The organism is Sorangium sp. So ce119 (assembly GCF_051524405.1).
Taxonomy (GTDB): domain Bacteria; phylum Myxococcota_A; class Polyangia; order Polyangiales; family Polyangiaceae; genus Sorangium; species Sorangium cellulosum_G.
This window is the reverse complement of record NZ_CP150310.1, coordinates 4,556,165-4,582,212: the sequence shown is the minus strand read 5'-3', so window position 1 is coordinate 4,582,212 and position 26,048 is coordinate 4,556,165. Positions and strand designations below refer to the sequence as shown.

Genomic DNA, 26,048 nt, shown 5'->3' with positions numbered 1-26,048 from the left:
GCCTCAGTCCTCGCCGCAGCAGCCGGCGCCGATGCTCTCCTTGAGCGTCTCGGTCTTGAGCAGGAAGCTCCCCTCGGTCGCGACCTCCTCGCCCGGGCGCACGCCCTTGACCACCTCGACGAGGTCGCCCTCGGCGGCGCCGGTCTCGACGCGCCGCGCCTCGAACTGGTCGTCCGCGATCCGCACGAACACGAGCGTCGCCGTCCTCGCGCGCTGGATCGCGGCGCGCGGCACCATGACCGCGGCGCGCGCGGGGGCGAGGATGCGCGCCCGGCCGAACATGTTGGCCCGCAGCGCGCCGCCCGGGTTCGCGAGCGGCACGCGCGCCCTGGCGGTGCGCGTCGCCGGATCGATGGCCGGCGCCACGTAGGTGATCTCCCCCTCGAGCCGCCGCCCCTCGAGGCCGTCGACCTCGATGACGACCGGCATCTTCAGCGACACGGCCGGGAGCTCGGTCTCGGGGACGTCGAGCTCGGCCCACATGCTCGAGACGTCGACCACCTCGAACAGGGTCTCCTCGACGCCGACCAGCCTGCCCACCGTCGCGCGCCGCTGGGTCACCACGCCCGCGAGCGGGGTCGCGAGCGTGTAGCCGCTGCCGCCGCCGACGCTCGCGCCCACGACGGCCAGCGAGGCGGCGAGCGAGGCGTGCTCCGCGCGCGCGGCATCGAGCTCCTGCTGCGCGGCGAGGACGCTCCTGCGCGAGGCGAGCCCTTCCTTCTCGAGCTGCTCCTCGCGCCGCAGGTTCTCCTCGGCGGCCCTCGACCGCGAGAGCGCGCCGGCGAGCCGCGAGCGATCGGCGCCCACGTCGGCGCTGTCGATGACCGCGAGCGGCGCGCCCTTCTTGACCTCGGATCCCACGTCCACGAAGAGCTTCTGGACGACGCCCGGGGCGCGGGCGTTGATCTCGGCGACCTTGAGCGCGTCGTAGACGATCCTGGCGGTCGCGGGGATCCCGCCGCCGCCCTGCCGCTCGACGGCCTTGGCCGTGAGGATGCCGGCGAGCCGGGCCGTGTCCCTGGTCCTGAGCTTGACCTTGGTCCCGTCGGCCGGCGCCTCGTCGCGGGTCACGTCCGCGGCCGGCTTGCCGCCGCGCTCGGGGTGGCAGATCGGGCAGATCGACTCCGGAAGCTCGTGCTCCTTGCACCAGTCGCCCCGGGCCTGGAAGACCGGGGCGAGCCGCGGGTTGCACTTCGTGCAGAGCGCCTCGAGCACGCCGTGCTCCTTGCACACGGCGCCCTCCGCGCTCGGCCCGGCCGCGGGCCTCGCGCCGGCCTTCTCGTGCTCCTGGGCTGCCCTGTCGGCCTCGCGGCGCCCGCAGCCCGGGAGGGCGGCGAGGAGCAGGAGCACGAGGGCGCGAGCGTGGACGCCGTGGACGTGCATGCGGCCGGCCATCTCAGCTTTCCTTCGGCGGTCTCACGATCTTCAGGTCCGGGTTGCACTTCAGGCACTGCGACTCGGGCAGCCCGTGCTCGGCGCACCAGTCGCCGGTGGCCTTGAAGGCCGGGATCAGCTCCGGGTTGCAGCGGCTGCACTGCGACTCGGGCACCTGATGCTCGCCGCACCAGTCCTCGTGGGAGCCCGGCTTGACGTCGTCCGGCGCGTGCGCCGCGTTCGCCGGGGCCTGCGCGGCCGCGGCCGGGCGATCGGGCGCTGCCTTCTCGGCGCTCGGCGCTTCCCTGGAGCACGCCGCGCCGCCGAGGGCCAGCGCGCCGATCACGAGCGAGATGAGGTGAATCTTCATGCGTTTCTCCGTCCTTGTCCGTCGTGCTGCCATGTCGCGCCGACCGTGACGAGCGGGCTCTGGCGTGCCGTCGCGCGCGCTGCGCCGTGGGCCATCCCGCCCCGGCTGCGTGTGCTCCGCGGCCCGGGCGTCCGGGGCGCGGTCCCGCCTCGGGCTGCGCGGCGGCGCTGCCGCGCCTCGCTCTCGACGTCGGACCACGTGTCGGCGGAGCGTACCACGGGTCCCCGAGAGCGCGAGCGCGCGAGGGCCGCCGCGCCGCCGCCTTCCTGGTAGGCTCGGCGCATGCGGGCGGCGCTCCTGTTCCTCGCCGCGGGTCTCCTCGAGATCGGCGGCGGGTACCTCGTCTGGATCTGGCTGCGCGACCAGCGCCACGCGCTCCTCGGCATCGCCGGGTTCGTCGCGCTCGCGGCCTACGGCGTCGTCCCCACGATGCAGGCGGCAGAGCACCCGTTCGGCCGCGTCTATGCCGCGTACGGCGCCGTGTTCATCGCGCTCTCCATGCTGTGGGGCTGGGGCATCGACGGGAAGCTCCCCGATCGTCGGGACTGGATCGGGGCGGCGATCTGCCTGCTCGGGGCGGCGATCATGCTGTGGCCCCGCGCGCCGCAGCGCTAGCGCGCGAGCTCGCGCCGACTGGCCCGTTGCCTCGCACTGCCGTGATCGCCCCGCCCACCGGCGTGCCGAGCCGCGCCGTCACCCTCGACAACAGGTGACGTCACGGGTCACCGATGACGTGATGGAGCGCCGGCTCAGGTCGCCTGTGTTCGCCCGAAGCCGCCGTGTTGGATACTGGACCGTGAAACCCTGGTAATTCCCTCCCACGGGCTCTTTGATCTCGATGATCGACATTTATTTGTGCGACCGAGTGACGACTGCCTGGTTCGTCTTGCTGGCTGCCTCATCAGGACGCACCAGGCGGATTCTTCCGAGCGCACTGGCGGACTCGGCCGGGTCCCGGCGTCAAATTCTCCTCCAGATGTCCTCCTCGCCCTGACGGCTCGAACCACGCCCGTCTCGACACCACCCCATGGAACCGACCAGCCTGGATTTCTGAAGGAATTCAGGCATGCGGCGACCTGGTCGCCGGACGATCCAGCGGGCATTGCGGCGTATCGAATTCAGGCGATACTTAACCAGTTCACTGCCACGGGCGACGGCGCGGCGACGGCGCGCGCCGAGGCTCGGGGTCGTGTCGGATATTGCGCCACCAGACATCACACGATAACTGCCATTGTCGTGAGTTCGTAATAGTCAGGGCGTCGCGCAAAACGCACGATTGTCTTGGTCGACAACATGATTGTCTTGACCGGCAAGCCGAACTGGAACAAGAGTTACCTTCGTCGCGGTGCCTGATCGCGCACCGAACGAGCCTACCCGCTCAGCGCATCTCGTGATTGAGATTCACCGGCACGACGATGGCCAGGGGGCCATGCCTCGGGGGCAAGCATCGCGCGGCGAGCGCTCCCGGTCGACGCAGGGCCAGCGTAGAGCTGCAGACAGATAGATTTTTATTAGCTCACTTAACGAGGAGAATCACATGAGATTCGCATCCAGGCGTGTCTTGCTTGCCGCCGGGACGGGCCTTCTCGCCGTCTCCTGCGTCGGCGTCACGGACGAGTACGACAGCGAAGAGGGCGGCGTGCTCGAGAGCGCCGTCATGATCGATCCGGGCGCGACCTACACGCTCGTCGGCCGGCAGAGCAACAAGTGCGTGGAGATCCGGGGCGGGAACGCGGTGATCGCCACCTGCACCAGCGGCGCGAGGCAACAGCAGTTCCGCGCCGAGGACGCCGGCGGCGGTTACTTCCGGATCAAGAGCGTGGACGGCAACACCTGCCTCGGGGTCAGCGGCTCGTCGACAGCGAACGGCGCCGCCATCGTCCCGTCCGCCTGCACCTCCGGCACGAACCAGCAGTTCCAGTTCGCCGATGTCGCCACCGGCGTCCAGCGGATCAACGTCCGGAGCAGCGGCAAGGTGGTCGACGTCACGGGCCGGTCGACGGCGGACGGCGCCCGCCTCCAGCAGTGGGGCTGGGCGAACGGCGACAACCAGAAGTTCTCGCTCAGGGCCGTGGGCGGCGGCTCGAGCAGCAGCACCACGACGACGACCTCGACGACGACGACCTCGACGACGACCACCACGACGACCACGACCAGCAGCTCCAGCAGCGGCACGGGCGGCGCCGGCGGTGCGGGCGGCGCCGGCGGCGCGGGCGGCGGCGGCGGCAGCGGTGGCTTCACCGGCGAGGGCGAGGTGGGGGTCGCCCCGCCTGGAGGGTGCGGGCTCGGCTATAGCCAGCTCCCGGACGGCAAGGGGGGCCTGAACGTCGAGGCCGTCTGCCTCCCGAGCGACTTCAACATGGCCACGTCGCTCGAGGCCTTCAAGACGACGGTCTACCCGATCCTGACCGCCAACTGCTCGGGCTGCCACGGCTCGGCGGGCAAGGCCCAGTCGCCCATGCACGCCGACGCCGATCCGGCGCTGGCGCACCAGTATGCCCTCACGCGCGTCAACTTCAGGAAGCCCGCGGACTCGAAGCTCGTCGTCCGGATGGGCATCGACCGGCACAACTGCTTCGGGTCGAGCTGCAGGGACGCGAACACGCAGATGCTCAACGCCGTCACGGCGTGGGCCAACGCCGTCGCGCCGACCCTGCCGGCGACCCCGCGCCCCGTCGCGGCGGCCGAGAAGGTCACCGAGGACCAGGTCAAGGCGTGGGTCGCGACGGACAGGGCCACCGTCGCCGCGGCCGACGCGGAGTTCATCAAGTACGCCTCGCTGCACGAGCTCCACAACAAGGGCGTCAGCGCGGAGGAGATGAACGTGGCCCGCGTGGGGCTGTCGAAGGCCCTGAACTCGGTCGCGCGCTGGGCTCCGCGGGTCGTCAACCCGGTGGACATCAACGGCAAGGGCATCGTCTACCGCTTCGATACCCGCGATTACTGGGGCTACAACAAGGGCGTCACGAAGCTCCACTTCGGCGGGTCGGACGACGACGTCTTCTTCGGGAGGACCACGGTCAACTACCTCGGTGAGCCGGTCGGCTCCGACGTGACCTTCAGGGAGAAGTACAGGTACACCGCCGAGGTCCAGAGGGACCCGAGCTTCGCGAAGCTGGTCTGGGGGCGCGTCCTCGCCGGCAACGTGGAGGGCGCCACGGACAGCGCGGTGCTGCCGAAGAACACCAACGGCTTCAAGGCGGACTACATCGAGGCGAGCCAGCTCGTTTACACGCTGACCCGCCCTGACGTGTACAACGCCATCATGGCGATCCCGTGGTACGCGCAGGACCTCGAGGCCGAGATCGGCGTCATCCGGGATCAGGGGATGAAGTCGTACGAGTACATGCTCACGAAGCAGGCCATCACGGTCGACTCCCGCATGTACTACCGGGCGCGGACGAAGAGCGGCGGGTTCTACTGGAAGACGTGGGACGTCTTCACCGGCCAGCTCGACGGCGGCGTGAACACGATCGAGCAGGCGTACGAGACCGGTCAGATCCGGTTCCCCTTCTGGGCGCACCCCGTCCCGAAGTTCATCAGCGGGACGGGCCTCGGCGGCTCGGCGAGCAACTACAGCTTCATCGCGACCCTGGCGCAGCCCCAGGGCACGGAGCCGGAGGGGTGCGACGGGCAGCCGAGCTACGGCGGCAGCGGCTTCCTGAACTGCCGCTACTACACCGGGACCGACGGGCTCCAGCAGTCGGCGGAGGAGGCCATCTGGAACCTGCCGAACGGCCTGCAGGCATACGCCCTGTGGGGCGGCTTCAACCAGCGCCGCGTCGACGCCTTCGTCAACATCGTGCGTGATCCGCGCATCGCCCGGGACGCCTCGGACGCGGCGATCAACAGCCTTGTCGGCTTCGCCAGCCCGGACCGCCGCCTGAACGTCGGCAGCTCGTGCATCGGCTGCCACGCCGACGGCATGAACCGCGGCAACAACGATCTGCGCGACTGGCTGGACGCCGGCGGATCGCGCCTGCCGAAGGGCGAGCACGGGGTCGACGGGTGGATCGACGACCCGGCGGTCGTGGACCAGGTCAAGGAGCTGTACCCGCCCTCGACCGTGATGCGGCCGCGGATGGAGGACGACCGCAAGATCTTCCTGTCGGCGATGGCGAAGATCAAGCAGGGGATGATCCTCGGCACGGACAAGAACGTGTACGTGGAGCCGACGATCTGGACCATCGAGTGGGCGCAGAGCTTCTACAGGTACCCGGCGACCCGCTCGAACTAGCCTCCACCTGACGAACGTCGCGCGCCCGAGCCCAGGGACCGCGAGCGCCCCCCCGGCGCTCCGCCCTGGGCTCGTGCCGTTTCCTGGCCCGCCATGCAGCGCAGCGCGCCCGCTACAGCGTCAGCACAGCCTCGATCCTGTGGCGCGTCGCTCGCTCGTAATCGTAAGCAAAGCCGAGCAGGCGGGCCTCGCTCCACAGCGGGCCGACGAAGATCAGGCCGAAGGGGGCGCCGCTGCTGTACTGACCGGCGGGCACGACGACCCCGGGCAACCCGGCGATGTTGATCGCCGACTCCGTGGTCGCGGCGTAGGTGGCGCTGCTGAACAGCGCGGGGACCTCCTCGTACGTTTGCGGAAACGCGAGGCCATCCAGATCGTGCGCCGCCATCACGGCGTCGAAGATGCTCAGGTACTGGCCTCGCAGGGCCCAGAAGTCGGACAGATCGGGCAGATCCTCGGGGTGCAGCAGCGAGTCCGCCAGCACGGGCAGCGCGTCGGCGTACCAGGACAGCGGACCGCCGTCCGGCTGGAACGGCGAGATCCCTGTGATGAGCGTCAGCTCATCGATCGTGCCGACCACGTCACCGTTGAACGTCAGCCCGCCGAGGTAGCGCTGGAAGTCGTGGGCAGCGGACTCGGTGCCTCGGAAATCGTAGGGCTCACCGGGCAAGGCCAGCTCGGCGAAGCCGCTCCCGGCGAACGGATCTTCGACGACGGTCGCGCCCTGGATCTCGAGCTCCTCGATGGTCCTCTCGTAGAGAGCCTGCGTCTCCGGTGATAAATCGCTGAGGCGCCACCCCGGGCCATACAGCCCGATCCGCTTCCCGCGGAGGGCGGTCCGGCTCAGCTCGCTCGTGTATCCATGGCGGGGGAGGTGCCCATGGGAAGCGCTCGTCTTGGGATCTTCCGGGCTGTACCCGGCGAGGACATCCATCACCAGGGCGGCGTCGAGGACGGTCCTCGCGATGGGCCCTGCCACGTCCCTCGTGCTGCCCGCCAGAGGCACGATGCCCGTCGTGGGGACGAGGGCGAACGTCGGCTTGACGCCGACGAGGCTCTGCGCGCCCGCCGGGTTCTGGATGGATCCCCCCGTCTCCTCCGCGAGGCCGAGCACCGCGAAGTTCGCGGCCACCGCCGTCGCCGTCCCGCTGCTGCTCGCCCCCGGCGCCAGGTCCCTGTCCACGGCGTTGTAGGTGGGGCCTGCCCAGCTGCTGTTCGCGCGGGTGCCGTCGTCGCTGAACGCCGGGATGTTGGTCTTCCCGAGGATGATGGCGCCCGCCTCGATCAGCCGCTCGACGACCACGGCGTTCTTGATCGGGAACAGATCGACGCCGCCCGCCGCGGAGCTGAGGGGCGCCCAGCCCGACGTCGACGCCGATCCGACGAAGTCCATCGACTCCTTGATGACCACGGGGATCCCCGCCAGCGGGCCGAGCCGCTCTCCCCTCCTTCGCCGCCTGTCGATCGCGCGCGCCTCTGCGAGCGCATTGGGGTTCAGGAACGTGAAGGCGTTGTAGGACGCCTCGTACTGGTCGATCCTGTCGAGGTACGCCTGCGTCAACGCCTCTGCGGTGTAACGCCTGGTCGCGTAGGCCCACCGGATCTCCGCGATCGTGAGCTCTGTCACGTCGATGTCGGAAGCGTCGATGGGCCCAGCCGCAGCATGGCTCGTAGCGGGGAGCCCCAGGGCAGCTCCAAGGCAGATGGCCGCGGCCCGTGCGATGAATGAACGAGCGCTCTTCATGATGGATCACTCCCTCTTGCGTCGCTGTCACGAGAGGACGCAAGTCGTGTGTTGATTGATGGACTCTGCGCCACGATGGGGCCGATCGGCGATCGGAAGGGGAGGTGGCGCGCGGGCGACGTCGTCTTCCTCGCGGAGGCGACGCGGCGGGCGCACAGCCCGAATACTCGTGGCCGGCAGCTCGGTCAAGGAGGGGTAACTCTGCCTCGGCGCGCCAAGCAGCTTTCAGGCGCCAGCGTTCTGGCGACGCATGTCGGATGTCCTGGGACGCGGTGTCGGTAGGCCGCGATGATGTCGCCGCCGTGAGCCCACCGCGGCGTGTCCCCAGGCGGTCACAGGGCCTGCACGGGCGCGACGGGGCCCGTCGTTCAGAGGCTGTAAGCGACTCCGGCGCGCTGCTCGGAGCGCCGCGGCGGCGGCGCGTCCAGCCGTCGGGCCGACCTCGTCTGCGAGGCGCGCCGTTGGCACTGTGCTTGAGCCCCTGCGTCGTCTGGTGCTCCGCGGGCGTCTTCGATATCGGATGGGACATCCATCCCCGCCGCGTGAAGCGGTTCGGTGGAGACGATCGAAGAAAGGACATGAGATGAGAATTCATGGCGTATGGATCGTTGTCGGACTGGCGCTGCTCGGGTGTGGTGAGACGGTCACGGGCAGCGCGGGCACGAGGCTCACGCTCGATCACGAGCCCCTGGCGCTGGGCCAACCTGCCACGGCGCACGTGACGCTGTGGGGCTATGATAGTCACGTTGCTGACGCGAGCGCCACGGCGGTGGCGCGCTACACGTTCGATGTCGAGGCGCTGCCCGTCGAGCTCGATCTCGACATCCCGGAGGAGCCCCACACGCGGATCGATCAGGGGTTCGGGCCGGTCGAGCGCGAGGACGCGAAGTTCTACTTCTCGGTCGTGATCGACGTCGGCAGTGACGGGCAGATGTGCGCGGAGGACCTCCTTCAGGACTATGATCGAAGCGACTGGATGTCGTTCGCGGAGGAGCCGCCGGAGGAGCACAGGGTCTTCGTGAAAGAGTCCGGCTCCGAGTGCAGGCCGATCGATCCATGAGCAGGGACAGGGGGGCCCGATCCAGGAGGGCGCAGCGACGAGCCGACGTGGTGCCCGCCGAGGAGCCTGCCTGAAGAGGCCTCATCGCGGCAGGTGCGACGACCGCCATGCCCCGCAGCATCGCTCTCGGTCGTGGAAGGGCGGTCGAACCGCCCCCGAGCATCGTTCTCGGTCGTGGAAGGGCGGTCGAACCGCCCCCCGAGCATCGTTCTCGGTCGTGGAAGGGCGGTCGAACCGCCCCCCGAGCATCGCTCTCGGGTGGTGTCCGGAATACTGCCGCGCTACATGTCGTTCCGGACACTCGCGCGGCGCATCCCGGACACCCGGATCTACTCAGTAGATCTACGCGGCTCAGAACCGCCGACCACGTGGCGATCTGTACGCCCAGTCGTCGGCATTTCGGTCGCCGCCGCCAAGGATCTTGGGCTCCTCTTCATCCTGCGCTCCAGGGGCCAGGCTTGGGTCCAGGCCCGCCGCATGAGCGCATGTGATGCGCTCGCTGGGTTTCAGGCGACGACCGATCGCCTTCTCCTGTTCCTGAACGAGCCTTGCGTATGTGGAGAGTTGTTCGGGAGTTGCGTTGGGCACTGTGCTCACCTCGCGAACACGAGAGAACACGCCACCACACACCGATCTTGTTGACCGGGGGCCGGCTCCGAGGTAGAACCAGGCTGTTCGGCGCTAACTGAACAAGCTGAGGTTCATCTCGGCACAAGGGCGGACTGCGGGGCTTGTCTCTGCGGTTCGCCTTTCTTTCTTCGTGGTCCCACGATTGGGACGCCGTCAGTCCTGCATCGGTTCTGGCGCGTTGTCCAGCAGATTGGATCATCCATGCCCCAGCTTGACGCGCCGGCGTCGCCGTGCTTATGCGCGGCCCACGAAGCCGCCCGGGCGTGACAAATGCCGTCCTACCGGCGCCACGAAAGGCCGGGAAACGAAGCGTTTCGTGTTACCTTCAGGGCACAAAGCAAAGCGCCCCGCCCTCGGCTGCAACCGGGAGCGGGGCTGCGAAACATCCGGCGGTGGCCCGCCGAACGCGCATCGCACCGCGAGCATGGGCCAGCGCCGGGAGAAAGGCAAGCTGTGCCCGCACCTCTCTCCCTGGAGACGCGTATTCGCGTCGTCTCTGCGCTCTGCGAAGGCAACTCGATCCGAGCGACGGCGCGCATGGTCGAGGTCGACAAGGAAACCGTGATGGCCCTTGCCCTACGCGTCGGTGAGGGCTGCGCCCGCCTGCACAACCGAATGATGCGTGAGATCGCGGCGCACGTGATCCAGGTCGACGAGCAGTGGAGTTTCGTTCAGAAGAAGCAGTCTCGCGTGCAGCCCGACGAGCCGGAGGAGCGCGGAGACGCCTACCTCTACGTCGCGCTGGACGCGAACACGAAATTGGCGATTTCGTTCCACGTCGGCAAACGAGACGACGTGAACACGCATCGATTCATCGAAGATCTGCGGTCGCGCCTGTCCGTCGTTCCGCACATCACGAGCGACGGGTGGCAATCGTACCCCAATGCCATTGGATGGAATTTCAAGGGCTCCGTCGACTACGGACAGTGCGTCAAGAACTTCAGCCGCGGCGGGTCGCAGCGCCCAGATTATCGGTACGAGCCGCCGCGCGATCCGTTCATCACGAAGAAGCCTATCTTCGGCGCCCCGCGCGATGAGCTCCTGTCGACGTCATACGTCGAGCGGTTCAACCTGAACACGCGCCATACGGTCGGCCGCACGCGGCGGCTCTGTCTCGCCTTTAGCAAGACGCTGCGCGGGCACTGTGCTGCGGTCGCCCTGGGAATCTGCGCCTACAACCTGGTGAAGATCCACGGCGCCCTTGGGACCACGCCGGCCGTAGCGGCGCGGGTGGCCGACCATCCCTGGACGCTCGCCGAGCTCGTGACCGCTGCGCTCACCGAGGGCGAGATCGCGCCGCCCGAGCCGCAGCCTCTCAAGCTTCAGGTGCGACCCGGGGCAGAAGAGCGCCCCGCGCGCGAACTCCCAGGTGGTCGCGGGTTCCTTCGGCTGGTGTAGGACAATTTCCGCCAGACACGGATCTAGCTCGCCTGCCAATCCTGCACTAACCCGGACAAAATGTCCATGGCTAAGCCTGGCTGCTAAAAATTAGCTGCACACTGGTCGGGTAGCCAGTATACGCTCACGCGTAGGGCGAGGAGGAGACCATGGCCGCGGACAAGGCGATGCTGGACAGCAGGACGAGTGTGACGAGGGGGCCGACGGCGAGCGAGCCCGGGCCTAGGACGCACGACGCCAGGGCCATCGCGGAGAAGAGGCGATACTTCGAGGGGCTCAAGGAGTGGCAGGAGCTCTTCGCGGTGATCGACCGCAAGGACCCCAACATGCGCCGAGGCAGATGATCTCTGCCGAGGAGCTGTATGTCATCCGAGGTGTATGCGCAGAGCACGTAGGGGCGCACCCCCTGGACGTCCCCGGTGACCAGCTCATCAACTGGCTTCGGTCTGACGCGCAGCGGCTGGCAGGTGGCGCTTTCGCCACAGCCCCCGAGGAAGCCGCTGCACTGTTCTACGTCCTCTGCTCACACGACTTTCAGCTTGGTCTAGTGCGAATTCAGTTCCCGATTTACGCCACGGTCGATCAGATCGAGCAAAGCGGCCTTCAATTGACGGAGGACGATCGCCTCTACCTGTCGCACCTTCAGGACGAGATCACGGAGAACGAAATGCCATGGGATGTCGTCCTCAAGTGGTTTGAGGAGCACCTACGGCCTAGCTGAACACCGGCGTTTATGGCACGCGACGCTTTGGATCGCGGAGCCTCACCCGGACGTAGGAGCTCATCGGCGCCACCTCCGGAGCCGCAGGGCGAGCGCTTCGCGGGCGATGCGGAGCCGGGATGCAGCGGTCCCTGGGTGCATGCCGCGCGCCTTGGCGTACTGGACGAGCGACTCCGGCTGGTCGACGGCGAGTAGGGCCTCGCGTTGCCAGCCCGGCAGGTCGGCGAGCGCCTCCAGCGTCTCTCGCGCCTGGAGCTGCGCCTCAAGGTTCGGACCGGCGAGCTCCCGGAGCAGGCCGAACGGCTGCGCGTTGAGCACCGTCCTGCGCACGTAGGCGCTGCCGAGGTAGTGCCCGGCCTTGCGCCAGGCGATGCCCCAGAGCCAGCGGCGGAGCGCCTTGCGGGGCTCGTCCGCCGGGTCAGGCCGGTACATGCCGCGCTCGACCGAGCGCCACGCGCCGAACACGATGCTCTGCTCGACGTCGTCGCGGTCGCGCGTGGGCACGCCGCTGGCGATGATGACGGCCAGGATGATCGACCGCTCGGCGATGATCGCCTCGACCGGCGGGCGCTGGCTGGGATGTCGTGCGGCAGGCGGGCGGCGAGCCCCCTTCCGCAGGCGCTTCACCCGCTCCTCCCGCACGTGGGGCAGCGGTCGGCCGCTGCGAGGTCGCCGAGGAGCTTCTCGACGGGCACGCCTGCCGCCTTCGCAGCGCGGATGGCCATCGCGAGCGAGCCGCCGTCGTGGCCCTTCACGATGTTGCGGAGCGTGCTGCGCGAGATCCCCATGACCTCGGCAAGGCAGTCCCACGTGCCGTATGCGGCCCGCAGGTTGCGCAGGGCCGCTCGGAGGCGCTTGCTCTGCGTGGGTGTAAGGGTGAGACGTGGACGGCGGCGCGCGGGCGCACCTCCGCCTTGGCCCGCGGACGGCGGGCGTACTAGGGTCAGCATGTCGGACCTCGGTGACTCGGGGTTCGGCCAAGACCCCCGGGCGCCGGCAAGCGTCGCGGGGGTCACTACTTCGGCCGAAGCCTACGGACGGATCACGAGGTCACAACAGATATCGTCATTCCGGACACTGCATCTTCGGATGCCGGACACTCGCCGTTTCAAGGGTGCAATTCCGGACACTACCCGCTCTCGGTCCTGGAAAGGCGGTCGAACCGCCCCCCGAGCATCGCTCTCGGTCCTGGAAAGGCGGTCGAACCGCCCCCCGAGCATCGCTCTCGGTCCTGGCGAGGCGGCCGGACCGCCTCCGGAGGACCGCGCGCGCCGCGGAGCGCCCGGCAGAAAAGGCGCCGTTGGCACCAGGGGCAGGGTGAGCGAAGGGGCGCGTTTCGAGGCGAAGTAGGTTAGAGTGCGCGCCATGCCTGATTTTGCCAAGCTCGCCGCCGCGTGCTCGATGGCCCGCGGCCTCGCCATGGATGCCGTCCACGCCTGCTCGTCCGGTCACCTCGGCCTGCCGCTCGGGGCCGCCGAGATCGGGGCCGTCCTCTATGGCGACCTCCTCCGCCACGATCCAAGCGAACCGCACTGGCTGAACCGCGACCGCTTCGTCCTGTCCGCCGGCCACGGCAGCATGTTCCTGTACGGCTGGCTGCACCTCGCGGGGTACCCGGTCTCCATCGACGACGTCCGCCGCTTCCGGCAATGGGAGTCGAAGACGCCCGGCCACCCGGAGTACCACTACACCGAGGGCGTGGAGGCGACGACGGGCCCGCTCGGGCAGGGCGTGGGCAACGCGGTGGGGCACGCGGTGGCCGCCAAGATGCTGGCCGCCCGGTACAACACGAAGGAGCACACGGTCTTCGACCTCAATGTCTACTGCCTCGCCGGCGACGGCTGCCTCCAGGAGGGCGTGGCCGCCGAGGCGGCCTCCTTCGCCGGGCACTTCAAGCTCGACAACCTGATCCTCATCTACGACGCCAATGACGTCACCCTCGACGCGATGGCCGCGAAGACCCAGAGCGAGGACACCGGCAAGCGCTTCGAGGCCTACGGCTTCGAGGTGCTCCGCGTCGAGCAGGGCAACGACCTCGAGGCCGTGCACAAGGTGCTCAGCCAGGCGCGCGCGTCGAAGAGCGGGAAGCCGAAGTTCGTCATCGTCCACACGCTGATCGGCAAGGGGATCCCCGAGGTCGCCGGCACCCAGAAGGCGCACGGCGAGGGCGGCGCGAAGTTCGTCGACCAGGCGCGCAAGGCCCTGGGGCTGCCCCCGGAGCACTTCTACGTGAGCGAGGAGGTCAAGCAGTTCTTCGCGAAGCGCAAGGAGGAGCTCGGCAAGGCGCGCGCGGCGTGGGAGTCGACCTTCCAGGCGTGGCGCCAGAAGAACCCGGAGCTCGCCCGGCAGCTCGAGGAGGGCACCTCGAGGAAGGTGCCCGCGGACCTCGACGCGCGCGTCCCCGCCTTCGCCGCCGGCACCAAGGTCGCGACGCGCAAGGCCGGCGAGACCGTGCTGCAGGCGGTCGCCGAGGCGGTGCCCGCGCTCATCGGGTCGAGCGCCGATCTCTACGGCTCGACGTTCAACTACATCGCGTCGAGCACCGACTTCGATCCGGAGCACTGGGGTGGCCGCAACATCCGCGCCGGCATCCGCGAGCACGGGATGGGCGCGATCATGAACGGCATCGCCTACCACGGCGGCCTGCGCCCGAGCGGCGCGACGTTCCTCGTGTTCGCCGACTACCTGCGGCCGAGCATCCGCCTGGCCGCGCTGTCGCACCTGCCGGTCGTCTACGTCTTCACGCACGACTCGGTGGGCGTGGGCGAGGACGGTCCGACGCACCAGCCCGTCGAGACCGTGGCCGGGCTGCGCGCCATCGTCGATCTCGACGTCATCCGGCCGGCCGACGCCGAGGAGACGGCCGGCGCGTGGATCGCCGCGCTGGAGCGCACCGACGGGCCGACCGTCCTCGCGCTCACGCGGCAGGCCGTGCCGTTCCTGCCGGGCGACGCCGCCGTGAAGCGCGAGGGCGTCCGGCGCGGCGCCTACGTGCTGATCAAGGAGACGGCGGCGCTCGAGACCATCCTGATCGCGACGGGCAGCGAGGTGCAGCACGCGGTCGCCGCCGCGAAGCAGCTCGGCGGCGGGGTCCGCGTCGTGTCGATGCCCTGCGTCGAGCGGTTCCTGCGCCAGGACCGCGGCTACCGCGAGGCCGTGCTGCCCGCCGCCTGTACCCGGCGCGTGTCCATCGAGGCCGGCGTCACCTTCGGCTGGCACCAGTGGGTCGGGTCGAAGGGGATCGCGCTCGGCATCGATCGCTACGGGACGAGCGCCCCCGGCGACATGGTGATGGACCGGCTGGGCATGAACCCTCAGGCCGTCATCCAGGCCGTGCAGGACCTCCTGCCCTGAGGGGGTGAGGGGACAACGGCGCGGCGCCGCGGTCGTCCGTCGGGATCCCGGGACGACGCGCGCCGCGACGCGCTCCGGCCGCTCGACGAGACCGCTGGACGCCGCGCCCCGCGGAGCTACAAGCCGCCCGTGCCGTCGGGCGACCTGATCTCTCAGCTCCTGGCCCTCTTCGCGGTGCTCGGGGTCGGCGTGCTGCTGAGGGCGCTCGGCCGCGGGGGCCAGGCCGACGCGGCCGCGCTGAACCGGCTCGTCATCGACGTCACCACGCCGGCGCTGATCGTCTCCGTGCTGCGCCGCTCCGGCATCGGCCACGGCGCGTGGGGCGCCGTCGCCGCCTCGATGATCGCGCTCTTCGCCTGCGCCCTCGCGGGCATCGCGCTCGCGCGCGCGCTCGGGCTCCCGCGCGCCGCGCAGGGCGCCGCCGGCCTCGTCGGCAGCTTCTCCAACACCGGGTTCCTCGGCGTCCCCGTCGTGCTCGCCCTCTACGGGCGCGCGGGCGACGCCGCGGGGACGGCGATCCTCGTCGACAGCATCGTCACGACGCTGATGCTCTGGACCTTCGGCGTCGCGCTCGCCGCGCGCATGGGCGCGGACGGGGATGCGGGCGGCGACGCCGGCGCGCGCGGCCTGCTCCGGGTGCTCCTGCACCCCAACGTGCTGTCGATCGCCGCCGGCCTCGCGCTCCACGTCCTGCCGATCCCCTTGCCGACGTGGGTGGAACGCGCGCTCGACGCGCTCGGGAGCGCGACCCCGACCCTCGTCTTCCTCGCGCTCGGCCTGAGCCTCGACCTGCGCTCGCTCCGCGGCCGCGTGCGCCCGCTCGTCGCCGTCGCCTCGGTGAAGCTGCTCCTGGCCCCCGCGGTCGCGCTCGGCGCCGCGATCGCGCTCGGCCTGAAGCGCCCCGTGTCCGAGGTGGCGGTCCTGCAGTCCGCCATGCCGACGTCGATGGTGTCCGTGATCGTCGCCGCGCGGTACGGCTGCGACGGCCAGTTCGCCGCGGCCACCGCGGTCGTCACGACGCTCGGCGCGCTGGCGACGCTGCCGATGGTGGTCGAGGTGCTGCGCCGGATCGTCCCCTAGCGGGCGACCCGACCCGCGGGCGCCCCGACCCGGGCTGGCGTGTTCGTACCAGGCGGCCGTCCTGGTCCTTGCGTCGGCGCTGGCCGGCGCGCATGGTCGCTGCATGAGCGTCGAAGCGAAGCGGCTCGTCCTGGCCGCGAACGAGGCGTTTTACGAGGCGTTCCGCGCCGGGGATCACCAGGCGATGTGCCGGCTGTGGGCCGAGCAGGCGCCCGTGGCCTGCGCTCATCCCGGCATGCAGGTGATCTCGGGGCGCGCCAGCGTGCTCGAGAGCTGGAGCCAGATCCTGCGCAACACCTCGGGCTCTCGCATGCGCTGCGAGGGCGCCGTGGCGCGCCTGTTCGGCGACTTCGCCTTCGTCACGTGCCTCGAGGCCAACGGCGACGCGCCTGCGCACCTGTGCGCGACGAACATCTTCGTCCTTGAAGACGGGCAATGGAGGATGGTCCACCACCACGCGGGTCCGCTCGCCACGCCGCAGCCGAGGCGGCGGCCCCCGGCCGGCTCAGGGCTCATGAACTGAGGGCCTGGCGCCCCCGGCCGCGCGACGAGCGGCGCTGTCCAGCGCGGCGCTCACGCCCCGACCTGGTAGACGCGCTGGTACCCCGCCTCGACGTCCGTGATCGTGACCTCGACGATCCCGTGCGGCGTGATCGCGTACTGCTCCTCGATCAGCGGCCCCTCGCCGCCCATGCGCTCCACGGTCACCGCGGCGAGCTCGGCGGCGCGGTCCCGGAGCTTCCTGTCGAAGGGGAACACGACCTCGCTGAAGGCCGTGATGTCGCCGTGGGGCACGCCGAGCCGGTCGAGCGAGGCGCACTCGACGAAGCGGTAGCGGCCGACGTTGTGCGCCGCCCGGTACACGCGGCGCGAGACCACCGGCGCCTCCCGGCTCGAGGGGACGCGCGCCTCGCGGTCGAAGATCGGATCGAAGACCACCTCGTCGCCGCCGCTGCTCTCCCGGAACACCCCGAAGTGGCGCGACAGCCGGTCGGAGAGCTCGAAGCCCGCGTCCTCGTCGACGGCGATGGCGAGGCCCATCGCGATCGCCGCCGAGGGGTAGGGGGACCGATGGACGCGCCGCCCGAAGCGCTCGCGCAGCGTCCGCGCGACGACGGGCAGCGAGCTCGCGCCGCCGACGACGTAGATCCCCGCGATGTCGGCGAGCGCCTCGCCCGCGCCGGCGTCGAGGCGCGCGATCACCGGCTGCATCGCGGTGATCGTCGCCTCCACGAGCGGCACGCACCGGTCGTAGAAGTCGGACGCCGAGATCGTCACCTCGTGGGCGGGCGCCAGCTCGCCGAGGCACGCGTCCAGGTCGATCACGATCCGCCGGGAGTTCGGGTTGAGCCGCTCCTTGGCCTCGCGGCACTGGTCGGCGAGCGCGGCGAGCGCGCGCGCCGGGAGGTCCTCGCGCTCGAGCTTGGCCGCCTCGAGCGCCATCGCGGCGAGCGCGGCGTCGAAGTCGTCGCCGCCGAGGTGGTTCAGCCCGGAGGTCGCGACGGCGTCGTGGCTCCGGCCGGTCATGTGGACCAGCGACGCGTCGAACGTCCCGCCCCCGAGGTCGTACACGACGATGTGCTCGCGCTTCGACGTGATGGTGCTGCGGTGGCGGTGCGTGTACTCGAAGCCGGCGGCCGAGGGCTCGTTCAGGAGCGCGATGACCTCGAAGCCGGCGCGGCGGAAGGCGTCGAGCGTCACGAAGCGCTGCGTCCCGTGCGCGTTCGCCGGGGTCGCCACCACGCAGATGAGCCGCCCGTCCTCGTCCGTCTTCTTCCTGGGCCGGTTCGACCGGTGCAGCACGGCGTCGCGGAGCGACCTCAGGAACAGCGTCAGGAGGTCGAGCACGCGGAGCTTCGTGCTCCCGATCTCGACCTCGAAGTCGGGCGACGCGCGGGGGCCCGAGAGCACGCGCTTGAACGACCGGAGCACGGTCCACTCCGGGTCCGAGGCGACCGCGAGCGCGTCGAAGCCGAACCGGAGCTCCCCCTGCCGCTCGGCCGCCACGGAGGGGTAGAAGTCCACGGTGTCCCCCGCCGCGTCCAGGAAGCTGATGACGGGGTAGTTCCCGCGGTCGCAGCACGCGACAACGGTCCGCGTGGTTCCGAAATCGATCCCGAGGCGCACGGTGGGTTCCTCCGGCGCGCATGCTGCCACATCCGGCCGCCCGCGGTGAAACTCCGCTGCGCTCAGCGGCCCGGGGGGTCGCGGCGGCCAGGGAAGTGCCCGGCGTGGCACGACCGCTCCTGGCACGGCGTGTCGCTGGCGACGGCGTCTTCCTCCTCTTCGGTATGGCGAAGAGGCTGATTGTCGCGGCACAACGTTCGCGATGACGCAGAGGACGACAACGGACCGCAACCTTCTTCTTGGCATCATGCTCTCCACCTCGCTCCTCGCCGGTTGCTCCGCTTCCGAGCTCCTCGGCAGCGGCGGCGCGGGCGGCGGCGCGAGCGGCCGCGGGGGCGCGGGTTCCGGCGGCAGCGGCGGCGCAGGCGGCAGCGGCGGGGTCGAGTGCTCGGTCCCGGCGATGGATCGGATCACGTGGTCGTTGACCACGCCGGACGGCGACCCGTTCCCGCCCGGAGACCCTGACGACGACGCGGAGGCGTTTCCCACGGAGATCTCGCTCCGGGGGCAAGTCGTCTCGTCCACCTCGGGCGCGATCACCATCGATGCGTGCCCGCCCCACATGGGTTGCGACCCGTCGCCCATCGTGCTGGCGCTCGCGGCGCGTGGATTGCCCGATGTGCTCGTTCCTGAGGGCACGTTCGTGCAGCTCGACTTCCAGTCTCAGCGCGTGACGGGCCCCTACGCCGACTACGCCGCGATGCACCTCTACATCGAGAACGTCCCCATCTGGGCCGCCCTCTCGAACCCTGTGGCCAGCGACGATCGCATCTGGCTCGCGGCGCACGACCGTCTCGTCACCGGCGGACCCAACTCGCTCACCGCCGCGTTCGACCCCTTCACGGTGGAGCGCATCGGCGTCTGCTTCTCGCGCCATGCCGGCAATCCGGTGTATGCAATGCGGTTCTCGATGCCGGACGCGCTCCCGTCCTCGGTGACGTTGCACGCCGGCGAGGAAGCCTCGATCCACGTCACCGGCGCGCACGCGGGTGAATACAGGTTCCGGAATCTTCGCTCGTTCGAGGTTGCGGAGCCGGCCCACGAGTTCGCCTACTGGCTGGCGTTCTCCGACGCCCCGTGAGCCGGCGCCGATCTCCGGGCGTCCCTTCGTTCACGGCGCCATGACCCGGGCCGCTGGACCGGCAATCGCCTCGAACGCCGTTTTCACCCGCGCGCGCGGCGGGTCGCGCGCGCCTTGGCCGCCGCCTTCTTCGTCGCTGCCCCGGCCCGCGGCGAGTCGTCCCGCTTCCGCTTCTCGCCCGGCACCTTCCCGATGCGCGGGTCGCCCGCCTCGATGAGCGCGCAGGCCCGCAGCGCGGCCTCCTCGAAGTCGGGCGCGTCGGCCGGGAGCACCTGCCAGCCCGTCACGCTCTTCCCGAGCACCTCGATGCTCCGCATGCTCGGGAACTCCGGGCGCAGGGCCGCGTGGTGCTCCTCGCTCGTGGCCAGCCAGACGCCGTTGTCGGGTCCGGGCTTGTCGCGCAGGGCGAGGACGATCTTCTCTCCCACGTAGACGGCCAGGCAGCCGAACAGCGGCCGCGTCTCGGGGCCGAGCGGCGCGAGCGCCTCGAGCACGAACTCGTGCGGCACCGGCTTGCGCTTCCTGGCGGCGAACACCTCGTCCGCCGGCGGCGCGAGCCGCCCGCTCCTGCTTCGCTTCACCATCGCGCGGAGGATAGTCGAAACGGCGACCTCGACCGGCCCGATCCGCGGCGCCATGCGGCCGATCCCGCGGAGCGCGCGGCCATACGGCGGGTTCCGTCAGCGCCGCTTGAGCCAGTGGCCGTACGGCGGCGGCAGGAGGCCGGTCGGCTGCTCGACGCCGAGCTTCTTCGCCGCGTGGTAAGCCCAGTGCGGATCGTCGAGCATGGCGTGCCCCAGCACGATGAGGTCCGCCTGGCCCTCCTTCAGGGCCGCCTCGGCCTGCTCGGGCTCCTTGATGAACCACCCGCCGGCGACCGGCACGCCCGCCTCCTTGCGGACGCGCCCGGCGTACGGGAGCAAGAAGCCAGGGCCCCACGGGATCCTGGAGACGTCGGGGACGGCGAATCCGAGGCTCGCGTCGAGCAGGTCGAGGCCCGAGGCCTTGAGCCGCCGCGTCAGCTCGATCGACTCATCGACCGTGACCCCGCCGTCCACCCAGTCCGTGAGCGCGAGCCGCACGGTGAGCGGCAGGCGCTCCGGCCAGGCGTCCCGCACCGCCTCGAACGTCTCGATCAGGAAGCGGATCCGGTTCTCGAACGACCCGCCGTACTCGTCGGTGCGCGCGTTCGAGAGCGGCGAGTAGAAGCTGTGCGCCAGGTAGCCGTGCGCGAAGTGCAGCTCGAGCCACTCGTAGCCTGCCTCGCGGGCGCGCCGCGCGGCGGCGACGAAGTCGCCCTTCACGCGCGCGATATCGGCCTTAGACATCTGCCTCGGCACCCGGGGGAGGTTCGCGCCGAACGCCTTGGCCGAGGGCGCCAGCGTCTCCCAGCCGCCCTCCTCGTCCGTCAGGTGGTCGTCGCCCTCCCAGGGCCGGTTGGCGCTCGCCTTCTTCCCCGCGTGCGCGAGCTGGATCCCCGGGACCGCGCCCTGCTCCTTCACGAACGCGACGATCCGCCGGAGCGGCTCGATCTGCCCGTCCTCCCAGAGGCCGGCGTCCCTCGGGCTGATGCGCCCCTCCGGGGACACCGCCGTCGCCTCGGCGATGACGAGGCCGGCTCCGCCCCTCGCCATCGAGCCCAGATGCACAAGGTGCCAGTCGGTGGCATGCCCGTCCAACGAGGAGTACTGGCACATGGGCGAGACGACCACGCGGTTGCGCAGCGTGACGTCCTTCAGGCGAAAGGGCTCAAACAAACTTGCCACGAAGATCTCCTTGCCGGCGAGGGCGCAGCTTCGCACGCTCGGGCGCGCGGGGGCAAGCGGAGGCGACCGGGGCGGGCCTGGGCGGCGCGGAGCCAGGGCGCGTCGGCGAGAGCGCCGACAGCCGTTGCTCAGTTTGCGGTTACAACCACCTCTGAGCCATCATACGTGACCACCTGATCTGCAGCAGCAGTGACATCGACGCCGGCGCCGTGGTTGGAACCTACCCACACGATCCTGAACGTTCTACTGGCCGGCATGCCGCTATAGCTCCCCGTCCTTGCGCCGATGGTCAACTTCCTGGCAGACTCGTCCCACGTGAGTGGAATGGTCGAGTATCGACCGCTCTCGTAGTTGTAGCTGTCGCCCTCGTCCTCGTACATCGTGAAGGACCCGTCTTGACCTGCGTAGATCCGGATCTCCACCGGGTCGATGCTCTGCGTCGCGTACTGAATACTGGGACCCATGGGGACGATCGAGCCCGCTTTGACGAAGAGCGGCATTTCGCTCAGCGGCGCGGGGACCGACGCCGTACGGCCGCCGTCCGTCGTCGAGCCTGTCCAGAAATCGTACCAGGTCCCCGCGGGGAGATAAACGGAGCGGCTGGTCGCGCCCGCGGTGGTCACCGGATTGACCAGGAAGGCAGGGCCGAACAGGAACTGATCCTTGATGTTGAATACCTTCTCGTCATCGGGGTAGTCGAAGACCAGGTGCCGCATCATGGTGTAGCCCTCGCTGGTCACCTTCCATGCCATCGAGTAGATGTAGGGCATCAGCCGGTAGCGCAGATTGTCGATCTTGAGGAGATTGGCCTTGGTGGCAGCGCTCCAGCTGTTGCTGTACAGCTCCCTTGAACCGCCCCCGTGGATCCGGAAAATCGGAGAGAAGGCGCCATACTGAAACCAGCGGGTAAAGAGCTCATTGTTTGCGCTGGTGGTCCAGTTCACGTTGTGGCCCCAGTACCCGCCTATGTCAGTTGTCCAGTAGGGCATCCCCGCGAGCGAGAAATTGAGCCCCGCGGGGATCTGCTTGGTGTAGGTCGCAAAATCGCTGTTGATGTCTCCCGACCAGCACGTCGTGGCGTATCGCTGCTGGCCGGCAAAGGCGCTGCGGGTGAGGACGTAGACTCGCTTCTCTTTCGGGCCGGTCGCGCGCCAATGCTCGTACAGTGCCTGGGCGTGCCCCAGGGGATAAGCATTCACGTACAGCGCCCCCTTGCCGAGCGCGGTGTCAGCCGCCCTCACGTTGACGGCGTCCGGATAGCCTTGAGGTTCGGTGTTGTCGGCCCAGATGCCGTCCCAGCCATGCGGCTCCAGCAGGCGATCGTGGATCTGCTGGTACACCAGAGCTCTGGCGGCGGGGTTGAGCGTGTCATAAAAATGATGTGTGCCGCCGCTGGCGAACAGCGCTCCGATCTTGTCGAGCGCCCTGTAGTTGTCCAGCTCTCCCGCCTTCCTCTCCGTGTTCACGCGCTGGTACAGCGGCCAGATCGATATCATCGTATGAACGTTCGCCTCGTGCATCTCGTCGATGAGAGCCGCCGGATCTGGATAGCGGCTTTGATCCATGAGGTGGGAGCCCCATGCATACGGAGTCCAGTAATCCCAGTCTTGGACGATGCAGTCGACTGGAATGTTGTTGTCGCGGTAGCCATCCTTGACCCGTAGCAGCTCAGACTGGCTACTGTACTTGTCCTTCGACTGGAAGAGCCCGTAGGCCCACTTCGGGAACAACGGGGCTGCGCCGGTCGCGGTGCGGTACTGGGCTACGACCTGGTCGATGCTCGGGCCATAGAAGAAGTAATAATCCACCATCTCGCCGGCTTCGGACGTATAGCTGTACTTGGTGTTGTTGGATCTGGTTCCATCGAAGTTCGAGGTGGAGTAGTTGTCCCAGAAGACCCCGTAGCCCTTGTTGGATACCAACATCGGGATGTTGATCTCCGTGTTGACGTTGAGGATGCGCCGGGTCGTCCCTTTGCGGTTCATCACGCTGTCCTGGTGCTGGCCAAGACCGAACAAGGCTTCGTTGGCGGGTGAGTTGAAGATCGTCTCGACGCGGTTCGTGTCGACCCCCTCGACGGTCATGGGGGTCAAGGTCTTGCTGTCTTCCGACAGGATGACGTTATCGTTCAAGTCGGCATAGGTGACCAGGCCGCTGGTCGTGTCGACGTTGGCCTTCAAGCGTGAGGTGGTGATGGTCACGGTCCCCGAGCTCTCCGTGACGCAAAAGCTCGGTGTGCCCCACTTGTTATCGACAGACAGAGAAGCCTTGTCAGGGAGCGAAGGGGCAGTTGCGTACTGGACCCTGATGATGCTTTCGTTGCAGACCTCCAGCCTCAGCAAGCCGGTTTCCAGGTTGAAGGTAACGCCGGTGGCGTCGGTAGCATAGAGCCCAGTCTCTGGAGGCGCAGGCGGGCACTCCAGCTGGTCGCCGCCTCCCTGGCCTCCCGAACCGCCGCCGCCGTCGCCTCCGCCGCCGACCCCGGCCGCGCCGGCTCCACCGCCTCCCACCCCGGTCGTGCCAACGGCGCTGGTCGCCGTGCCGCTGGCACCCGGACCGGGGTCGGACCCGCCCGAGCATGCGCCGCCAAGCGGCAAGAGGCCGACCAGAGCCGCGTAAACACAACGATTGAGCAAGTTTCGCATGATTCCTCGCTAGCAGCAGAGTTCACAGCAGTTGTCACCAGATTCAGCAACTTACGCCAACCACGCAAGAGGGCGGCTGCAGCGGCACGGCGTGCAGGCGCAGATTGGGCGACCGCTTCCCCAGCGCTTCGCCAGCATCGCCGGATTGTTGAAGGCGAGACAGGCGGATACCCGGTGTCGTTATGTGAACGTTCACATTCCTGGTGTCAACGCCGATCTTCCAGGCCGCGGGTATCCTCCATCCCGAGGGGAGGATGAGGCGGGCGGGGCTCCTCCGGGGCGCCGCGTCAAACAGGTCGCGCAGGTACTCCCCGAGCGCCTTCAGAATGGGTGCAACTTTGCGATGAATGCAGACGCGGCAGCGGGGGAGGACCACCCGCCTCGTGCGCCGACCGCGTTCGACCCGAAGGCGTCACCACGACGCGCGTCTTCGATGGCCAGTGACGAGCGCCTGCACGATCGAGCCGGGCCCCTGGTCGAGTTGCCGGAGCGCGTCAGTCGCGTCGAATCGCGTGCAGTCGATCCAGCTTGACATGCTGAATGTGAACGTTCACATTCGCGTCTGACGGGGGCGCTTCGTGCGGCTGTGCGTCCGTGCGTTCGTGCGGCTGTGCGGCTGTGCGTCCGTGCGTCCGTGCGTCCGTGCGTCCGTGCGTCCGTGCGTCCGCGGGATCGCGGTAATTACCGTCGGACTCCAAGCCCCCGCAGTTTGGCCATGGGTCATGACGTGCGCGCCAGAGAAGAGGTCAGGAATGCGTTCGAAGAGGATAGGGATGCGTTGGCTCGGCTCTCCTGCGTTCGCCGCCCTGCTCGCGGCGTGTTCCGGCGGCGGTCCGGGCGCAACGCCGGAAGGTAATGACGGCGGCGGCTCCGGCGACACCTCGACCGTGGTGACGGGCAGCGGCGGCGCAGCGCCGATACCGGTGACAGGAACCACGAGCAGCAGCTCCACGAGCAGCAGCTCCACGAGCGGCTCGGGCGGAGACGCCACGGCCGGCAGCGGCGGCTCGGGCGAGATCGACCCGAACATGATCACCGCCCCGGAAGGCAAGATCCCGAACATGCCCATGCCGGCGAACAAGGTCAACCTGCCGCGTCAAAGCTGGCGAGACGGCCTGGTGTCGCCGACGCTCGAGAAGGACCACCACCAGAACCAGCCGATCGTCGTCAACGGCTACGTTCAAGGCGCCGGCAACGCCGAGATCGTCTTCTACGACATCGCCGATCCGGCCAATCCGAGGATGCTCTCGCGCATCCAGAGCCCCGGCTTCGATCCCAGGGGAGGGCCCAAGGGCGTCGGCGAGGCGGAGTCGCACCAGACCTCGCTCGCCCGGTACGGCAACAAGTTCTACCAGGTCACCACCGCGGGCACGGGCGTCGACATCTGGGACGTCACGGACGCGCACGCGCCTCGTCACGTGACGCTCGTCCGGCTCGAGGGCATCAACTATGGCGACTTCACCGACTCCGTGTGGGGCATGTACTGGCAGGGCAGCGTCATCTACATCGGCGGCACCAACACGGGCCTGCATATCCTGGACGCAGCGGACCCCGAGAACGTGCGGTTCGTGAAGAAGATTCCGATCTCGCAGTTCGGCGGCGTGAGCGCCGGTCCGCTGTGGGCCGTCGGCAATACGCTCGTCATCACGACGCCGAAGGACAACGGCGGCATCGCGACGATGGACATCAGCGACCCGATGAACCCGGTCGCGCTCGACTTCATCACCCCGAGCAAGAGCTACATCTGTGGGCTGTACGGCAAGCACGTCTACGTGCAGTCGCCGCTGCGCGTGTGGGACGTGCTGACCGATCCCACCGACATCGGCTCGGCCAATTCACCCCTCGCCACGCTGCCCGACTCGGCGTTCAGGGCCATGGGCTACCCCGCCGGGTCCGAGTACGTGAGCTTCTCCGACGGGTACCTGTTCCTGGGTCACCTGCGGCCAGATGCCGGCGTCTCCAAGATCGACGTGCACGACATCCACCGGATGTCGATCAAGAATCGAATCTGGGGCCGGCTCGAGTTCGAGAACGGCGACGACCAGTTCTCGATCGCGGTCGGCAGCCTGCTCGTGCTGGCCGACGACGAGCTGCCCTACCGCGGCATGGTCATCGCCGCGCACTCCACGGATCCGGACACCACGCCCCCGGCGGTGGACACGGTGTTGCCGAAGAGCGGTGCGACCGGTGTGACAAGGAAGTCGCGCATCGGTCTCAGCCTCACCGACAACATCGAGCTCGCCACGGTTCACCCGGGCAGCTTCGTCGTCCGACCGGTGGGCGGCGCGCCGGTGAAGGGCACGTTCGGCCTGTACATGGGCATCGTGAACTTCGACCCCGACGAGGAGCTGATGCCGAACACCACCTACGAGGTCATCCTGCCGAAGGACGGCATGAAAGATCTCGTCGGCAACGGCATGGCGGCCGAGTTCAAGTCAACGTTCACGACCGGTCCCTGAGC

20 protein-coding genes are annotated in these 26,048 nt (G+C 69.1%); 11 read left to right on the top strand and 9 right to left on the bottom strand.

All coding sequences use genetic code 11. The features are described from left to right. Window positions 1–3 precede the first annotated feature (3 nt). Entirely contained in the window at window positions 4–1,395 is a 1,392-nt protein-coding gene (locus tag WME76_RS17265) for an efflux RND transporter periplasmic adaptor subunit (protein WP_437961185.1), read from the bottom strand. 1 nt (window position 1,396) lies between these two features. Further along, a complete protein-coding gene (locus tag WME76_RS17260; RefSeq protein WP_433937258.1) occupies window positions 1,397–1,744 on the bottom strand; it encodes a hypothetical protein in 348 nt (115 codons plus the stop codon). A 282-nt stretch (window positions 1,745–2,026) separates the two neighbouring features. Here WME76_RS17260 and WME76_RS17255 point away from each other — a divergent pair, with 282 nt between their 5' ends. Beyond that, window positions 2,027–2,359 carry a YnfA family protein gene (locus WME76_RS17255; protein WP_437291837.1) on the top strand — a complete coding sequence of 111 codons (333 nt, stop codon included), beginning with the start codon at window positions 2,027–2,029 and terminating at the stop codon, window positions 2,357–2,359. A gap of 922 nt (window positions 2,360–3,281) precedes the next feature. Continuing rightward, on the top strand, window positions 3,282–5,981 hold the full coding sequence (locus WME76_RS17250) for an RICIN domain-containing protein (RefSeq protein ID WP_437961184.1): 2,700 nt from the start codon (window positions 3,282–3,284) through the stop codon (window positions 5,979–5,981). A gap of 112 nt (window positions 5,982–6,093) precedes the next feature. On the opposite strand, the gene WME76_RS17245 is transcribed toward WME76_RS17250, so the two are convergent. Beyond that, the gene (locus WME76_RS17245) at window positions 6,094–7,725 is read right to left on the bottom strand and encodes an amidase (RefSeq protein ID WP_437961183.1); all 1,632 of its coding nucleotides are present in this window, start codon (window positions 7,723–7,725) and stop codon (window positions 6,094–6,096) included. A gap of 583 nt (window positions 7,726–8,308) precedes the next feature. On the opposite strand from WME76_RS17245, the gene WME76_RS17240 reads away from it, so the two are divergent. From WME76_RS17240 to WME76_RS17225, 4 genes are all read left to right on the top strand, one after another. Beyond that, window positions 8,309–8,785: a hypothetical protein gene (locus WME76_RS17240; RefSeq protein WP_437961182.1), complete on the top strand. Its 477-nt coding sequence runs from the start codon at window positions 8,309–8,311 to the stop codon at window positions 8,783–8,785. A gap of 1,083 nt (window positions 8,786–9,868) precedes the next feature. Continuing rightward, the gene (locus tag WME76_RS17235; protein WP_437961181.1) at window positions 9,869–10,813 is read left to right on the top strand and encodes an IS1 family transposase; all 945 of its coding nucleotides are present in this window, start codon (window positions 9,869–9,871) and stop codon (window positions 10,811–10,813) included. A gap of 149 nt (window positions 10,814–10,962) precedes the next feature. Next, the gene (locus WME76_RS17230) at window positions 10,963–11,157 is read left to right on the top strand and encodes a hypothetical protein (protein WP_437961180.1); all 195 of its coding nucleotides are present in this window, start codon (window positions 10,963–10,965) and stop codon (window positions 11,155–11,157) included. Beyond that, window positions 11,154–11,534: a hypothetical protein gene (locus WME76_RS17225; RefSeq protein WP_437961179.1), complete on the top strand. Its 381-nt coding sequence runs from the start codon at window positions 11,154–11,156 to the stop codon at window positions 11,532–11,534. The genes WME76_RS17230 and WME76_RS17225 overlap by 4 nt, the downstream gene beginning before the upstream one ends. Before the next feature lie 60 nt (window positions 11,535–11,594). On the opposite strand, the gene WME76_RS17220 is transcribed toward WME76_RS17225, so the two are convergent. Both WME76_RS17220 and WME76_RS17215 read right to left on the bottom strand, forming a co-directional pair. Next, a complete protein-coding gene (locus tag WME76_RS17220) occupies window positions 11,595–12,161 on the bottom strand; it encodes an RNA polymerase sigma factor (protein WP_437961178.1) in 567 nt (188 codons plus the stop codon). Beyond that, the gene (locus tag WME76_RS17215; protein WP_437961177.1) at window positions 12,158–12,322 is read right to left on the bottom strand and encodes a hypothetical protein; all 165 of its coding nucleotides are present in this window, start codon (window positions 12,320–12,322) and stop codon (window positions 12,158–12,160) included. Before WME76_RS17215 ends, WME76_RS17220 begins: the two co-directional genes overlap by 4 nt. Window positions 12,323–12,899: 577 nt before the next feature. Between WME76_RS17215 and tkt the strand changes: the two genes are divergently transcribed. The 3 genes from tkt (at window position 12,900) to WME76_RS17200 (ending at window position 16,491) form a co-directional block, all read left to right on the top strand. Beyond that, on the top strand, window positions 12,900–14,888 hold the full coding sequence (tkt, locus tag WME76_RS17210; protein ID WP_437961176.1) for a transketolase: 1,989 nt from the start codon (window positions 12,900–12,902) through the stop codon (window positions 14,886–14,888). Between the two features lie 129 nt (window positions 14,889–15,017). Continuing rightward, a complete protein-coding gene (locus tag WME76_RS17205; protein ID WP_437961175.1) occupies window positions 15,018–15,968 on the top strand; it encodes an AEC family transporter in 951 nt (316 codons plus the stop codon). Window positions 15,969–16,071: 103 nt separating this feature from the next. Continuing rightward, window positions 16,072–16,491, top strand: coding sequence for a nuclear transport factor 2 family protein (locus WME76_RS17200; protein WP_437961174.1), 420 nt, complete (start codon window positions 16,072–16,074; stop codon window positions 16,489–16,491). Window positions 16,492–16,541: 50 nt separating this feature from the next. On the opposite strand, the gene WME76_RS17195 is transcribed toward WME76_RS17200, so the two are convergent. Beyond that, a complete protein-coding gene (locus tag WME76_RS17195; RefSeq protein WP_437961173.1) occupies window positions 16,542–18,095 on the bottom strand; it encodes an Hsp70 family protein in 1,554 nt (517 codons plus the stop codon). 247 nt (window positions 18,096–18,342) lie between these two features. Here WME76_RS17195 and WME76_RS17190 point away from each other — a divergent pair, with 247 nt between their 5' ends. Then, window positions 18,343–19,176, top strand: coding sequence for a hypothetical protein (locus tag WME76_RS17190; protein ID WP_437961172.1), 834 nt, complete (start codon window positions 18,343–18,345; stop codon window positions 19,174–19,176). Window positions 19,177–19,259: 83 nt separating this feature from the next. Here the strand turns inward: WME76_RS17190 and WME76_RS17185 are convergent, their stop codons facing one another. From WME76_RS17185 to WME76_RS17175, 3 genes are all read right to left on the bottom strand, one after another. Next, window positions 19,260–19,760, bottom strand: coding sequence for a hypothetical protein (locus tag WME76_RS17185; RefSeq protein ID WP_437961171.1), 501 nt, complete (start codon window positions 19,758–19,760; stop codon window positions 19,260–19,262). 96 nt (window positions 19,761–19,856) lie between these two features. Beyond that, the gene (locus WME76_RS17180) at window positions 19,857–20,942 is read right to left on the bottom strand and encodes an NADH:flavin oxidoreductase/NADH oxidase (RefSeq protein WP_437961170.1); all 1,086 of its coding nucleotides are present in this window, start codon (window positions 20,940–20,942) and stop codon (window positions 19,857–19,859) included. A gap of 128 nt (window positions 20,943–21,070) precedes the next feature. Continuing rightward, window positions 21,071–23,587, bottom strand: a complete 2,517-nt coding sequence (locus WME76_RS17175) for a glycoside hydrolase family 31 protein (RefSeq protein ID WP_437961169.1) — start codon at window positions 23,585–23,587, stop codon at window positions 21,071–21,073. Window positions 23,588–24,360: 773 nt separating this feature from the next. Between WME76_RS17175 and WME76_RS17170 the strand changes: the two genes are divergently transcribed. Beyond that, window positions 24,361–26,046, top strand: coding sequence for an Ig-like domain-containing protein (locus tag WME76_RS17170; protein ID WP_437961168.1), 1,686 nt, complete (start codon window positions 24,361–24,363; stop codon window positions 26,044–26,046). Window positions 26,047–26,048 lie beyond the last annotated feature (2 nt).